This window comes from Klebsiella sp. GB_Kp047 (assembly GCF_040065235.1).
GTDB lineage: Bacteria > Pseudomonadota > Gammaproteobacteria > Enterobacterales > Enterobacteriaceae > Klebsiella > Klebsiella quasipneumoniae.
Genome location: NZ_JBEAJG010000007.1, coordinates 48,325 through 62,881, shown reverse-complemented (window position 1 = coordinate 62,881; position 14,557 = coordinate 48,325). Strand labels below are relative to the sequence as shown.

Annotated in this window: 14 protein-coding genes; 3 read left to right on the top strand and 11 right to left on the bottom strand. The window is 56.2% G+C overall.

What is annotated here, in order from left to right:
- Positions 1 to 42: 42 nt before the first annotated feature.
- The 11 genes from dgoD to dnaA all read right to left on the bottom strand — a co-directional run bounded on the left by dgoD (position 43) and on the right by dnaA (position 13,199).
- Positions 43 to 1,191: a galactonate dehydratase gene (gene dgoD / locus ABLV76_RS05425; protein ID WP_348878214.1), complete on the bottom strand. Its 1,149-nt coding sequence runs from the start codon at positions 1,189 to 1,191 to the stop codon at positions 43 to 45.
- Positions 1,188 to 1,805, bottom strand: a complete 618-nt coding sequence (locus tag ABLV76_RS05420) for a 2-dehydro-3-deoxy-6-phosphogalactonate aldolase (protein ID WP_117132081.1) — start codon at positions 1,803 to 1,805, stop codon at positions 1,188 to 1,190. The genes dgoD and ABLV76_RS05420 overlap by 4 nt, the downstream gene beginning before the upstream one ends.
- Positions 1,789 to 2,667, bottom strand: a complete 879-nt coding sequence (locus ABLV76_RS05415; protein ID WP_348878213.1) for a 2-dehydro-3-deoxygalactonokinase — start codon at positions 2,665 to 2,667, stop codon at positions 1,789 to 1,791. Before ABLV76_RS05415 ends, ABLV76_RS05420 begins: the two co-directional genes overlap by 17 nt.
- Positions 2,664 to 3,353, bottom strand: coding sequence for a D-galactonate utilization transcriptional regulator DgoR (gene dgoR, locus ABLV76_RS05410; protein WP_015369039.1), 690 nt, complete (start codon positions 3,351 to 3,353; stop codon positions 2,664 to 2,666). Before dgoR ends, ABLV76_RS05415 begins: the two co-directional genes overlap by 4 nt.
- Positions 3,354 to 3,586: 233 nt before the next feature.
- Complete coding sequence (locus tag ABLV76_RS05405) at positions 3,587 to 4,702, bottom strand: BamA/TamA family outer membrane protein (RefSeq protein WP_232699259.1); 1,116 nt, start codon at positions 4,700 to 4,702, stop codon at positions 3,587 to 3,589.
- A 20-nt stretch (positions 4,703 to 4,722) separates the two neighbouring features.
- Complete coding sequence (locus tag ABLV76_RS05400; RefSeq protein WP_126494022.1) at positions 4,723 to 5,805, bottom strand: hypothetical protein; 1,083 nt, start codon at positions 5,803 to 5,805, stop codon at positions 4,723 to 4,725.
- Between the two features lie 150 nt (positions 5,806 to 5,955).
- Positions 5,956 to 6,768, bottom strand: a complete 813-nt coding sequence (yidA, locus tag ABLV76_RS05395) for a sugar-phosphatase (protein WP_004202280.1) — start codon at positions 6,766 to 6,768, stop codon at positions 5,956 to 5,958.
- A 198-nt stretch (positions 6,769 to 6,966) separates the two neighbouring features.
- Positions 6,967 to 9,381 (bottom strand): DNA topoisomerase (ATP-hydrolyzing) subunit B, encoded by a 2,415-nt coding sequence (gene gyrB / locus ABLV76_RS05390; protein ID WP_060656538.1) that lies wholly within the window; start codon positions 9,379 to 9,381, stop codon positions 6,967 to 6,969.
- Between the two features lie 28 nt (positions 9,382 to 9,409).
- A complete protein-coding gene (recF, locus tag ABLV76_RS05385; protein ID WP_064794347.1) occupies positions 9,410 to 10,483 on the bottom strand; it encodes a DNA replication/repair protein RecF in 1,074 nt (357 codons plus the stop codon).
- A gap of 207 nt (positions 10,484 to 10,690) precedes the next feature.
- Positions 10,691 to 11,791 carry a DNA polymerase III subunit beta gene (gene dnaN / locus ABLV76_RS05380; RefSeq protein ID WP_004145090.1) on the bottom strand — a complete coding sequence of 367 codons (1,101 nt, stop codon included), beginning with the start codon at positions 11,789 to 11,791 and terminating at the stop codon, positions 10,691 to 10,693.
- 4 nt (positions 11,792 to 11,795) lie between these two features.
- Complete coding sequence (dnaA, locus tag ABLV76_RS05375) at positions 11,796 to 13,199, bottom strand: chromosomal replication initiator protein DnaA (RefSeq protein WP_017899658.1); 1,404 nt, start codon at positions 13,197 to 13,199, stop codon at positions 11,796 to 11,798.
- Positions 13,200 to 13,820: 621 nt separating this feature from the next.
- Here dnaA and rpmH point away from each other — a divergent pair.
- From rpmH to yidD, 3 genes are read left to right on the top strand one after another with little or no spacing between them, the layout of a single operon-like run.
- Positions 13,821 to 13,961, top strand: a complete 141-nt coding sequence (rpmH, locus tag ABLV76_RS05370) for a 50S ribosomal protein L34 (protein ID WP_000831330.1) — start codon at positions 13,821 to 13,823, stop codon at positions 13,959 to 13,961.
- 15 nt (positions 13,962 to 13,976) lie between these two features.
- Positions 13,977 to 14,336, top strand: a complete 360-nt coding sequence (rnpA, locus tag ABLV76_RS05365) for a ribonuclease P protein component (RefSeq protein ID WP_004151535.1) — start codon at positions 13,977 to 13,979, stop codon at positions 14,334 to 14,336.
- The gene (gene yidD / locus ABLV76_RS05360) at positions 14,300 to 14,557 is read left to right on the top strand and encodes a membrane protein insertion efficiency factor YidD (RefSeq protein WP_004151536.1); all 258 of its coding nucleotides are present in this window, start codon (positions 14,300 to 14,302) and stop codon (positions 14,555 to 14,557) included. Before rnpA ends, yidD begins: the two co-directional genes overlap by 37 nt.

Sequence of the window (14,557 nt, the reverse complement as noted above, 5' to 3'; positions counted from 1 at the left end):
AAATGCAGCCAACGCATCACCAGTGCGAAGTATGACGCGCATTTACCATTCGGCGACAGAGCCATCCTCATACCGCCACAACGGATTTCGCCAGTCCGGCGCGTTTTTACTTAACTCAATCACGCGGGTCTCATCAATTTCCACGCCCAGCCCCGGCTTCATCAATGGTTTAAAGAAGCCGCCTTCCATATTGAAATCTTCTTTATTTTTCACAAAATCAAGCAGTTCGGCGCCTTTGTTGTAGTGGATCCCCATGCTCTGTTCCTGGAAGACCGCATTATGTGAAACGAAATCAACGTGCAGACAAGCCGCCAGCGCGATCGGCCCCAGCGGGCAGTGCGGCGCCAGCCCAACGTCATAGGCTTCCGCCATTCCGGCAATTTTATAGCATTCGGTAATACCGCCTGCGTGCGACAAATCAGGCTGTAAAATAGCCACCCCGCCCGCTTCCAGTACCCGTTTAAATTCAAAGCGCGAGAACATACGTTCGCCGGCGGCAATGGGAATATGGGTTTGCGCCGCCAGCCGCGAATAATATTCCGCCTGCTCGGCTAATACCGGTTCCTCTATAAATAATGGGCGATATGGCTCCAGCTCTTTAATTAACACCTTAGCCATCGGCGCGCTAACGCGGCCATGAAAATCGAGACCAAACTCAATTTCATTGCCAAACGCTTCGCGGATTTGCGCCACGATATTCACCGCTGCATCAACCGCACGGGAATTATCGATGAGCCCCATCTCTTCGCAGCCGTTTAATTTAAAGGTGTCGAAACCAATGCCGCGCAGCTTCTTAATCCCGTCAATTACCTCGGCGGGGCGGTCGCCGCCCACCCAGCTGTAGGCTTTAATTTTGTCACGCACCAGCCCGCCCATCAGTTGCCAGACCGGGGCATTCAGCACCTTACCTTTAATATCCCATAGCGCCTGGTCAATACCGGCGATGGCGCTCATCATAATCGGGCCGCCCCGGTAAAAGCCGCCGCGGTACATCACCTGCCACAGGTCGTTAATCCGCGCCGGATCCTGGCCAATCAGGTAGTCGCCAAATTCATGCACGGCCGCCTCCACCGTGCGGGCGCGCCCTTCAATCACCGGTTCGCCCCAGCCGACAATACCTTCATCGGTTTCAATCTTCAGGAACATCCAACGCGGAGGTAAACGGTACGTGGTGATATTGGTTATTTTCATTTCACTGCCTCTCGATACGCTTTTACGAATGCGGCTGCCTGCTGCGCGGTACGTTCAACCGGCTGGCCGGCGCGATAGAGATCGCTACCCAGCCCAGCCCCCACACAACCGGCATTAATCCACTGCGCCAGGTTTTCCGGCGTCACGCCACCGACGGCAAAGACCGGAACCTCGGGCGGCAGCACGGCTTTCAACGCTTTGATGTAATCCGGGCCAAAAGCCGATGACGGGAAAATTTTCAGCGCCTGCGCGCCGGCATCCAAGGCGCTGAAGGCTTCGCTGGCGGTGGCGCAGCCTGGACACACGGTCATGCCGTAACCCACCGCTCTCCGGATCACTTCCGGTTGAATGTTTGGCGTCACAATCAGCCGACAGCCCATGGCCGCCAGCCTGTCGACCTGCTCCGGTTGTAGCACGGTGCCCGCGCCGATAAGCGCCTGCTCGCCGTAAGCGTCGACGACCAGCGGAATACTCTTCTCCCACTGCGGCGAGTTCAGCGGGATTTCGACCGCGTCGAAACCGGCGTCGATAACGGCGCCAACGTGAGCCAGCGCCTCGTCTGGCGTAATACCGCGCAGGATAGCGATAAGCGGAAGGTTAGTTTGCCACTGCATAAGCGATGCTCCTTATTCCTGTCTGAAATGCCGTATCGCCTGCAACCGCAGTGACTTCGCGGCCAATGGCGCGGAATGCCTGCTGATAGCGGGACGTTAACGATGATCCGGCGACGAGGCCGATCGCCTGCTGTCCGGCGAATGTGTCGCTGAGGGTGGCAACTTCAGCGCCAATCAGCAGGCCGGAAAGAAATTCGCTAGCCTGCTCGCGAGGCAGCGCGCCCAGCACGTGCGAAGCGCGCACTTCAAAGAGCTGCGGCAGGACGGCGGGGTTGTTGATACCGCGCTGCAGACCGGCCGCGAATGCGGCAGCGGACGTTTCCTGCGGCGGTAAGCCGGCGCCCACCAGCGAGTGCTGAAGCAACAGATGATGCAACTCACCGGTCAAAACGGTACGAAAATCGTGAATTTGCAGGCGATCGGCCAGTACCCATTTGCAGTGGGTTCCCGGCATCACATAGACAGATGAAGGGGCTAAGATGCGTGCGCCCAGCAGTTGCGTTTCTTCCCCACGCATGACGTTATGGTTATCGTCTCGGGAAACGCAAAGGCCGGGAATTATCCAGATATTGTCGCCAACGGCAGTTAACTGCTGGCCAATATCCGAGAAAGCGGCAGGCAGCGGTAAATAAGGGGCGATTTTCCAGCCCACGTTGCTGCCGACCATCCCTGCCATCACCACCGGTGTGGCGTCATCGCGCCAGTGCTGTGTGATTTCCGCTAACACCGCAGCGGGAGAGCGACCGTTCAGGCGCGTTACGCCTGCTTCAGATTGCCTGCTTTCCAGACATTCTTCGCCCTGATAAAGCCAGGCGCGTAAATTCGTCGATCCCCAATCTATTGCGATGTAGCGAGCCGTCATGTGATTTCCTTGAGCCTTCGTGTCGAGCTGGCGATCATCGTCAACGCCGCCTGCTCCGCCGCGTCGCTATCCTGATGCCGAATGGCGTCAAATAGCGCTTTATGTTCCTGGAGGGTTTTCGGCATGTTGCCTTCATCGCCCATCCAGGTCCGTTCAAATACCGCCCGCTGCAGCGAACTGATCGCCACGCTAAGCTGCTGCAAAACCGGGTTATGTACTGACTGCAGCACCGCTTCGTGGTAACGAATATCGGCCTCGTTAAAGGCATCCCGGTTTTGGTTGTTGGCGATCATGTCATTGAGCGCCGACTCGATTTCCGCCAGATCGCTCGAGGTGGCGCGCTCCGCCGCCCAACGCGCGATAGCGGGTTCAACCAAGTTGCGCACTTCACTCATCGCGCTGATAAGACGCGGGTCATAATCATTTTCCAGTACCCACTGCAGTACCTCGGTATCGAGGTAGTTCCACTGGTTTCGCGGAGCGACAAATGCGCCTCGGTAACGCTTCATTTCGATCAGCCGCTTCGCCATTAGCGACCGAAATACTTCGCGGATGATGTTGCGCGAAGTTTCAAACTCTTCACACAGTTCCGCTTCGGCCGGTAGTGCCGAACCCGGTACGTACTTACCGCTGACAATCTGTTTGCCCAGCGTGATCACGATGCGATCGGTCTTATTGAGAGTCATGGAGAGTCCTTATGCTCTATGTGTACTGCTCTACTTTACCGTCGCTGCTGAATTTCGCCTCACTTTTGTACTACTAGCGTGATGTCAGACATCATCGCCATGAGCCCAATGTAGTACAACATGATTATGTTGTACTACAATTTAGATCACAAAAAGAACAATCCATAAAAATAAAAGTGCCTGTGGCCACGACAGTTGGCGCCGTCAAAGCTGGAAAGGAGGATAAAAAAGAGTTAGAACGCTTCGCCGACCTGGAAGTAAAAGCCGCTGCTGCCCTTGCCGACACCGTAGTCGAGGCGAATATTAACGCGAGGTTTGAATTCAAAGCGGTAGCCGACGCCTGCCGAAGGTAGCCAGCGTCCGTCGTTCAGGGAATCAATGGATGGCCCCATGGTGCCCGCGCCGACCCAGGCAACAACGCCGTGTCGCCAGGTCAACTGACGACGGTATTCCAGCTGAGAGCTGACCACGTTTTTATCCCGGTAGCGCCCCTGGTAGTAGCCGCGCATCCGTTCATCGCTGCCCAGTAGCGGCATCATGCTCCACGGTACCTCGCCCTGGGTGAAGGCGCCATCGGCCTCCCAGGCGAGGACGCTCTTCTCGCTGAGGGCATGATAATGGCTGTAGTGCAGCTGAAATTCTTCAAAGCGGGTATCGCTGCCTAAGCCGGGCGCATAGTGGGTGTAACGGAAGTTGGCATACTGACCCCGGCGCGGATTGGGGACGAAGTCGCGATCGTCCCAGTTGAGCGCGACGCTGGCACCCGAGCTGAATACCGACGGTCCCTGCGGGGTATTTTCAATTTTCGGCAGATCGTTATGGTCCATCTTATCGGCATTCTGCGCCGCCAGCGACCATCCAGCGCCGAGATAAACATTGTCGATAAGCTGCCGGTAGACCGTCGGGCGCAGGGTCAGCACCTGGGCGGTATATTTCTCTTTTTCGTTGTCTTTATCGCCGGCATGAAAGCCTTGTCCCCAGAAGTACGTCGGGGTGTTGGCCATTGAACCATCAACAAAAATTCGCCATCGGTCGTGGTCAAAAAAAGCGTAGTTTTTCACGCTAAGGCCAAAGGCGCCGGTGGAGCTGGCGTAGCCGCTGAGCGTCAGCGTGGAATTCTGGCTGGTGGTATCCTGCGGATCGGGACGGTAGAGACCGACGACGGCAGTGCCGATGCCCAGCCCCAGCTCCGGCGTATAAAACGGACCGGGCATCATGCCCCAGTCAATGCCTTTGCTGGCGTCGAACTTATCGCTGGCGCCGAGATGCTGCAGCCAGCCGTCGATTTGCTCGCGGCTGATGGCCTTGGCCTGGACCGGCGCGCATAGCGCGCATGTCAGAAGCAACAGAACAGGGTTAAGCGGTCGGCTCAAAAGCGATACTCACCGGAGATAAAGAAGCTGTTACGTTCGGCAAAACCAAACTCCGTGGTGATGTTAAAATTCTGCGTCAGCTCATACTGTGCGCCCACCAGCACGTTCCACGGCGACTGCAGATGCTGCTTCACATCGAAGCGACCGTTATTGTCCTGGTTGGCCAGGTTGACCATGTTTTGCAGCAGCGGCGACGGCATCGAGAGATCGTTAAGGCTGCCCTTAAACTCCTGCTGCACGTCCTGATACATGCTGCCGACCCACAGGTTCAGCTTACCGGCGGGGAGATGTAGCGCATCGACCGAAGGCGTAATGAAACGATAGCCTACGCGCGGCGAAAAGGTAAACGCATCAATGCTGCCGTCGAGGATATCAAAGCGGGTCTGGGTGTAGTTAGCGTCCAGCACCGTAAACCAGTTGCCGACGCCGCCCACCAGCGTGGTGCCCATCCCATAGGTGGTACCTTTAAAATCGAGGCGAAAGTCGAGGTCCTGCATCCCGGGCATGGGCACCACTTTGCCGTTCGGTCCCTTCAGGCCGACGGCAATCTGCGAAATGGAGTGTCCCTCGGTGTGTCCGACGAGACCATAAACATTTATAAACGGCAGCAGCCAGGCATCCAGCTTGAGCGTCTCGGTTTTGCTGCTTTCCCGCGTATGACCAACGCCAATCTGGAAGGCGTTATCCAGTGAGACCGGCCCCTTAGCGAAAATGTTCTTCACGGCGTGTTTGCAAACAGGATCCTTACCGCAATCGATATTGCGGCCGTCCAGCGACAGGCCGGTGAAGCTAATGCTGTCGACATTAATATTCTGCCGCATATCCATATAATTAATGCTGACGCCAAACGGCAGCGGCAGGACGTAGCCACGTTTTCTGGCCTCATCGCCTAGAAATGGCAATATCGGCGCCGATTCCGCTGTCTCAGTCTCGGTGTCGACCGGCGCCGGCAGATCCGCAGGCTCGGCGCCGTGATAGGCGTACGCCGGCTCAAGCGGCGTCGTTGGTTCCGCGGCCGCGCAAATCTGAACAGAGGCGAATGGCAGCGTAACCAACATCAAATAATGGCGTTTATTCATGAAAAATCTGATGTTAGTTCTGAATTGCAAAAAAAGAGGGCGGGTAGCTTATAGAATCCCCTGTGCGGAATAAGGGATTTAAATGCGGATTAACATCTGTTCATGAAAAAAGAGAAGACAGGCCCGAAGAACGCCGGGCCTGAAGGAAGCTTACGCTAAAACGTATTTTTCAATAGCGAAGGCGACGCCATCATCGAGGTTCGATTTGGTAATGAAGTTCGCCGCCTCTTTAACCGCCGGAATGGCGTTATCCATCGCCACGCCGACGCCGGCAAATTCTATCATCGCGATATCATTTTCCTGATCGCCAATCGCCATAATCTCTTCCGGTTTGATACCCAGCGCATCGGCCAGCGACTTCACGCCGGTGCCTTTATTGACGCGTTTATCCAGTATTTCGAGGAAGTAAGGCGCGCTTTTCAGCACGGTGTACTTCTCTTTCACTTCCGCCGGGATACGGGCGATGGCCTGGTCGAGGATCGCCGGCTCATCGATCATCATGACTTTCAGCAGCTGGATCTCAGGGTCCATCTTTTCCGCTTCGCAGAACACCAGCGGGATGGTCGCCACATAGGATTCATGCACGGTGTAGTAGCTGATATCGCGGTTTGCGGTATACAGCGTATTGCGATCGAGCGCGTGGAAGTGGGAGCCGACCTCGCGGGAAAGCTGTTCGAGGAAGCGATAGTCGTCATAGCTCAACGCGGTTTGCGCCACGGTGCTGCCGTCCCCGGCTTTTTGCACCAGCGCGCCATTGTAGGTAATGCAGTAATCACCCGGCTGCTCCATATGTAGCTCTTTCAGATAGCTGTGAACGCCGGCGTAAGGGCGGCCGGTGGTCAGCACCACGTTGACGCCGCGCTCACGCGCCGCGGCAATGGCGGCTTTCACCGCAGGAGAGATGGTATGGTCTGGCAGCAGCAGAGTGCCGTCCATATCGATTGCAATCAGTTTAATAGCCATAGGATCCCCGGGTAAGATGAGTCTTCCCTCATGCTAACGCGATTCCGCTCAAAAAACAGTAAAAGTGTCGGCCAGAAAGGGGGATGGAACCGCAGCAGAGGATTCCTCTTTTACTGGCAAAGAAAAGCCCGGTCGCGCCATGCGACCGGGCTCAGACATTCCGTTACCCCGGGCAAACTCGCTCCGGGGGAACACGGCTTAGATATCGATATTCGCCGCTTTCAGGGCGTTTTCTTCGATAAAGGCGCGACGTGGTTCAACCGCATCACCCATCAGGGTGGTGAACAGCTGATCGGCAGCAATGGCATCCTTGACGGTGACGCGCAGCATGCGGCGGCTGTCCGGATCCATGGTGGTCTCCCACAGCTGATCCGGGTTCATCTCGCCCAGACCTTTATAGCGCTGGATAGAGAGGCCGCGACGGGACTCTTTCACCAGCCAGTCCAGAGCCTGCTCGAAGCTGGCCACCGGCTGACGACGTTCGCCGCGCTCGATGTAAGCATCTTCTTCCATCAGGCCGCGCAGTTTCTCACCCAGGGTACAGATACGGCGATATTCCGGCCCCATAATGAACTCATTATCCAGCGGATAGTCGGTGTCCACGCCGTGGGTACGAACGCGAATAACCGGTTCAAAATGCTGCAGCTCTTTGTTCTCGTGGAGATCAAATTTCCACTGGCTGCCGTGCTGCTCTTTCTCATTCAGCTCGGATACCAGCGTGTTCACCCAGCGGGTCACCTTCTGTTCGTCAGCCAGATCGGTCTCGGTCAGGGTCGGCTGATAGATAAGCTCTTTCAGCAGCGCTTTCGGGAAGCGGCGCTCCATGCGGCCAATCATTTTCTGGGTGGCGTTAAACTCGGCAACCAGTTTTTCCAGCGGTTCGCCCGCCAGCGCCGGCGCATTGGCGTTAGTATGCAGGGTCGCACCGTCAAGAGCGATAGCGATCTGATACTGATCCATCGCTTCGTCGTCTTTAATGTACTGTTCCTGTTTGCCTTTCTTCACTTTGTACAGCGGCGGCTGGGCAATATAGACGTGGCCGCGCTCGACGATCTCCGGCATCTGACGATAGAAGAAGGTCAACAGCAGGGTACGAATGTGCGAGCCGTCGACGTCCGCATCGGTCATGATGATGATGCTGTGATAGCGCAGTTTGTCCGGGTTGTACTCATCGCGGCCGATGCCGCAGCCCAGAGCGGTGATCAGCGTGGCCACTTCCTGAGAAGAGAGCATCTTGTCGAAGCGGGCTTTCTCAACGTTAAGGATTTTACCCTTCAGCGGCAGGATCGCCTGATTCTTACGGTTACGACCCTGTTTAGCAGAGCCGCCCGCAGAGTCCCCTTCCACCAGGTACAGTTCGGAGAGCGCCGGGTCGCGTTCCTGGCAGTCCGCCAGTTTGCCCGGCAGGCCAGCCAGATCCAGCGCGCCTTTACGGCGGGTCATCTCACGGGCACGACGCGCGGCTTCGCGCGCGCGCGCGGCGTCAATAATTTTGCCGACCACGATTTTCGCATCGGACGGGTTTTCCAGCAGGTATTCGCTCAGCAGTTCGTTCATCTGCTGCTCAACCGCCGATTTCACCTCGGAGGAGACCAGCTTGTCTTTGGTCTGTGAGGAGAATTTCGGATCCGGCACTTTCACCGATACCACGGCAATCAGGCCTTCACGGGCGTCGTCGCCGGTGGCGCTGACTTTCGCTTTTTTACTGTAGCCCTCTTTGTCCATGTAGGCGTTGAGGGTACGGGTCATCGCCGCACGGAAGCCGGCAAGGTGAGTACCACCGTCACGCTGCGGAATGTTATTGGTAAAGCAGTAAATGTTTTCCTGGAAGCCATCGTTCCACTGCAGGGCCACTTCCACACCGATACCGTCTTTTTCCGTAGAGAAATAGAAGATATTCGGATGGATCGGCGTTTTGTTCTTGTTGAGATACTCAACGAACGCCTTGATGCCGCCTTCGTAGTGGAAATGATCTTCTTTGCCGTCACGCTTATCGCGCAGGCGGATAGAGACCCCGGAGTTCAGGAACGACAGTTCGCGCAGGCGTTTCGCCAGGATATCGTATTCAAACTCGGTGACGTTGGTGAAGGTTTCCAGGCTCGGCCAGAAACGCACCATGGTGCCGGTTTTATCGGTCTCGCCGGTCACGGCCAGCGGCGCCTGCGGCACACCGTGCTCATACATTTGTTTGTGCACTTTGTTATCGCGCTGGATAACCAGCTCCAGCTTCTGCGACAGGGCGTTAACCACCGAGACGCCCACGCCGTGCAGGCCGCCGGAGACTTTATAGGAGTTATCGTCAAATTTACCGCCAGCGTGCAGGACGGTCATGATAACTTCCGCTGCGGAGACGCCCTCTTCCGGGTGAATGCCGGTCGGGATGCCGCGGCCGTCATCCTGGACAGAGACGGAGTTATCGCTGTGGATGGTCACCACGATATCTTTGCAGTAACCCGCGAGCGCTTCGTCGATAGCGTTATCCACAACCTCGAATACCATGTGGTGCAGACCGGTGCCGTCATCCGTGTCGCCGATATACATACCCGGGCGCTTACGCACCGCATCCAGCCCTTTCAGGACTTTGATACTGGAGGAGTCATAAGAATTCGACATCAACGTTTCTCGCTCATTTAATCTTGGGTTAATCCGTTATTTTACCTTTTTCCACGCGGAACATCTTCGAATTTTTGTCCGACATGTCCATAACGTGCTCAGCGCTGATCGCGCTGACGAAAACCTGCGACTGCGTCGCTTTCAGGCGACTGGATAACAGACCGCGGCGGGCATCATCGAGTTCCGAGGCAAAATCATCTATCAGGTACAGGCAGCGCCGCCCGCTGACGCGGGTGAGGAACTCGCCCTGCGCCAGACGCAGGGCGCACATCAGCAGCTTAAGCTGCCCGCGCGACAAGGTATCTTCCACCGGCGCCCCGTCGGCACGAATACGGAAATCCGCTTTATGCGGGCCGTGGGCGGTATAGGTTAACATTCTGTCGCGCTCGAAATTCCGCTCCAGCACTTCAGCGTAGTTGGTCTCTTTTTCCCAGCCGCGCTGGAAGGAGAAAGAGAGCGAGAATTCCGGTAAAAATTGCTGACAGGTATCCGCCATGTCTTCGACGATAGCGGCGCTGTATTCGGCACGCCAGCGGCTGATCTGCTCCGCCAGCGGGATTAATTCCAGATCCCATGGCCGCAGCTGGGCATAGCGGCTGACCTGACGCAGCGCGGCGTTGCGCTGCTTGACCAGGCGCTTCAGGTTGCTCCAGGCGGTGAAGAATCCGGCTTCGTTATGAAAGCATCCCCAGTCAAGGAATGCTCTTCTGTATTTGGGGCCGCCGTTGAGTAAAGTAAACCCCTCCGGCGTAATCAGCTGCATCGGCATCAGGTGCGCCAGCTCCGCCACTTTGTGGCCATCGGTGCCGTCGATACGCACCTTGCTGTCGCCCTGTTTGTCTTTGGTCAGGCCGATGGCGGTTTCCCGCTCTTCGCCCTGTAAACGCCCGTGCAGAACAAACGCATCCTGCTCGTGGCGGATCACCCGGCCAATTTGCAAACTGCGAAACGCCCGGCCGTGGCCAAGCGTGTAAATGGCTTCCAGCACGCTGGTTTTGCCGCTGCCGTTGGCGCCAACCAGGAAGTTAAAGCCGGGAGATAAAGCGAGATCCGCATGTTCAATATTGCGGAAGTCTTTGATCAGGAGTCGGGATAGCGACATATCAGCTCGTCATCATTCAAGGGGCGTGGGTGTCGCAGCCAGTTCGTCTACCGCCAGCGCGCAGAAAGCGGAGCGTACACGAAGTACGTGAGCATTTGCTCGCTCCGCTCGTCCTTCGGACCGTCTTACAGACGTCCAAAACGCATAGCGTTTTGTCGAGCACTGCCGGAAGGCGAAATGGCAAGTAAACCAGCCCCTTTGCAGATTCTACAATCGCATTGGCATGACAACGTAGGCGGCGGATTGCGAAGCCGCATCCTCAATCTGCACGCTCGACACAGAATCCGTCAGCAGAATCCGTACATTCTCGCACTTCAGCGCGTTCAGCACATCCAGCACGTAGCTAACGTTGAAGCCAATCTCCATCTCCGTTCCGGCGTAGGTCACGTCCAGAATCTCTTCCGCTTCTTCCTGCTCCGGGTTATTGGCGGTGATTTTCAGCTGATTTTCGCTCACGTACAGCCGCACGCCGCGGAATTTCTCATTGGAGAGAATCGCCGCGCGGGCAAAAGCCTGCTTCAGAATATCGCAGCCCGCTTCGAGGTGTTTATCCGGATTTTTCGGCAATACGCGGCGATAATCCGGGAAACGGCCATCAACCAGCTTCGAAGTGAAGATAAAATCGCCGACGTGGGCGCGGATATTATTGCTGCCGATCTGCACGCGCAGCGGCGTATCACCGCCGTCGAGCATCCGCATCAGCTCAATCACTCCTTTACGCGGCACGATCACCGAATGGTTCGGCAGCGACGCTTCCAGCGGCATCGAACAGACCGCCAGACGGTGGCCGTCGGTAGCAACGGTGCGCAGTTCGCTGCCTTCGGTTTCGAACAGCATACCGTTTAAGTAGTAACGAACATCCTGGTGCGCCATCGAGAACTGGGTCGCTTCGATCAGACGCTTCATGGTCGCCTGCGGCAGGGTAAATTCCACCTCGCTCTGCCAGTCGTCAAGATTCGGGAAATCGGCAGCGGGCAGGGTCGACAGCGAGAAGCGGCTGCGGCCGGAACGCACCAGCATGCGATCGCCTTCCAGCTGCACCGCGATCTCCGCGCCTTCCGGCAGGCCGCGGCAGATATCAAAGAATTTACGCGCCGGAACGGTGGTGGCGCCCGCTTCGTGCGGCTGAACCAGCGCCACGCGCGCCACCATCTCCATTTCAAGATCGGTACCGGTCAGCGACAGCGCGCCGTCCGCGACCTGAAGCAGCAGGTTACCGAGAATGGGCAGCGTCGGACGACCACCTAACGGACCGCTCACCTGTTGCAGCGGTTTTAATAAATGTTCACGTTCTACGGTAAATTTCATAGCGTCACGAGGATAATGTTCTGATTAAATTGGAAAAATCTTCTTTAATGTCGTGGCTTTCTTCACGCAGCTGCTCAATCTTGCGGCAGGCGTGCAGCACGGTGGTATGGTCGCGGCCGCCAAACGCATCGCCGATTTCCGGCAGGCTGTGGTTGGTCAGCTCTTTGGCCAGCGCCATCGCCATCTGGCGAGGACGCGCCACCGAACGGGAGCGGCGTTTGGACAGCAGATCCGCTACCTTAATCTTGTAGTACTCCGCCACCGTCTTTTGAATATTGTCGATGGTGACCAGTTTTTCCTGCAGCGCCAGCAAATCGCGCAGCGCTTCGCGCACGAAATCGATGGTGATCGCCCGGCCGGTGAAGTTGGCGTTGGCGATAACGCGGTTCAACGCCCCCTCCAGCTCACGCACGTTTGAGCGCAGACGCTTGGCAATAAAGAACGCTACTTCACCCGGCAGGCGGATATCGTTCTCATCGGCTTTTTTCATCAGGATCGCGACGCGGGTTTCCAGCTCCGGCGGCTCGATCGCCACCGTCAGCCCCCAGCCGAAGCGGGATTTCAGACGATCTTCAACGCCGTTGATCTCTTTGGGATAACGATCCGAGGTCAAAATGATCTGCTGATTACCTTCCAGCAGGGCATTGAAGGTATGGAAAAACTCTTCCTGGGATCGCTCTTTATTGGCGAAGAACTGAATGTCATCGATCAGCAGGGCGTCAACGGATCGGTAGTAGCGCTTAAACTCTTCGATGGCGTTGTTCTGCAGCGCTTTAACCATGTCCTGAACGAAACGCTCCGAGTGCATATAGACCACTTTGGCGTTCGGTTTACGCGCCACGATACCGTTCCCCACCGCGTGCAGCAGGTGGGTTTTGCCCAGACCCGTCCCGCCATAAAGGAACAGGGGGTTGTAGGCGCCGCCCGGGTTATCCGCCACCTGACGCGCCGCCGCGCGGGCCAGCTGGTTAGATTTACCTTCGACGAAGTTATCAAACGTGTGTTTCACGTTAACGTTAGAACGGTAGGTCGGCTCCGCTGGCGCCGGGACATTATCCCAGCCAGGGCGCACGATCGTCGGCGCCACGCGCGCGGTCTGCACCTGCGCCGCCGGGATAGTCGCTGCGGCCGGGCTTACCGCCCCTTTCTGCAGCGAGCTGGCGGGCTTAGCGCCCACCTCAAAACGCAGCTGCGGGGCGTCCGCACCGCAAAAATCATTGAGGAGTCCATTGATATTATTGAGGTATTTGTCCCTTACCCAGTCGAGCACAAAACGGTTTGGCGCATACAGTGCCAGCGTGTTATCGCTCAGTTCCGCCTGCAATGGGCGGATCCACATGCTGAATTCTGTGGCTGGTAACTCATCCTGCAATCGGGCAAGACACTGCTGCCAAAGCGAAAGTGACACGGCGGACTCCACTCGAACATAAAATCGATATCAAAGAAAAACTGAAACAATCGTGATTGTTGGCACACGTCGACAAGACCCTGCATTAGCCGAAAAGCCCCTGCACAAAAGGGGTGACGTGCGAACCGCTATCTGCGGTTATTTCCCGCTGCGGATCCGGGGATCGCGATCGGGACCGGGGATCATAGCCTAAACTGAGAAAGAGATCTTGTGTTTCTCAACAGATTCTTCCCGATTTATCCACAGGAAGGATCGAAACCGGGTAAGTGTAATCGATCCTGGAAGGAGTGAAGCACGATTTCCGCCGCATATTGGAAAAATTAATGAGCTATGCCGCTTTTGGGCGCAAACGATCTAACAAAGATCCTTCAGGATCCTTGCGCTTTACTGGCCAGGCCGTATAATCCCCCACCCGGCGCGTAATGCCCGTTTTCGTCACACGTCTCAGCTTATTTTTTGTGCGACGAGGTGCGAGAAATAAGGAAAGAGAATTGACTCCGGAGTGTACAATTATTACAATCCGGCCTCTTTAATCACCCACGCTGAGGCGTAAGTCGTTCGAAGTTCGTTCGGGTCTACGCAAAAGTCAGTGAATTTATTCAAGTTTAGGTAGAAATCGCCATGAAACGCACTTTTCAACCGTCTGTACTGAAGCGCAACCGTTCTCACGGCTTCCGTGCTCGTATGGCTACTAAAAATGGTCGTCAGGTTCTGGCACGTCGTCGTGCTAAAGGCCGCGCTCGTCTGACCGTTTCCAAGTAATAAAGCTAACCCTGCGTGGTTAAGCTCGCATTTCCCAGGGAGTTACGCTTGTTAACTCCCAGTCATTTCACTTTCGTCTTCCAGCAGCCACAACGGGCTGGCACGCCGCAAATCACCATCCTCGGCCGCCTGAATTCGCTGGGGCATCCCCGCATCGGTCTCACCGTCGCCAAGAAAAACGTGAAACGCGCACATGAACGCAATCGGATTAAACGTCTGACGCGTGAAAGTTTTCGTTTGCGTCAACATGAACTCCCACCTATGGATTTCGTGGTGGTGGCGAAAAGAGGGGTTGCCGACCTCGATAACCGTGCTCTCTCGGAAGCGTTGGAAAAATTATGGCGCCGCCATTGTCGCCTGGCTCGCGGGTCCTGATCGGCCTGATTCGAGTTTATCAGCGCCTGATTAGTCCGCTACTCGGGCCGCATTGTCGTTTCACCCCAACCTGTTCTCAATACGGAATTGAGGCCTTACGCAGGTTTGGAGTGATAAAAGGCAGTTGGTTGACGATGAAACGCGTATTAAAATGCCACCCTTTACACCCTGGTGGTGACGATCCCGTCCCGCCTGGACCATTTGATACCAGAGAACACTAA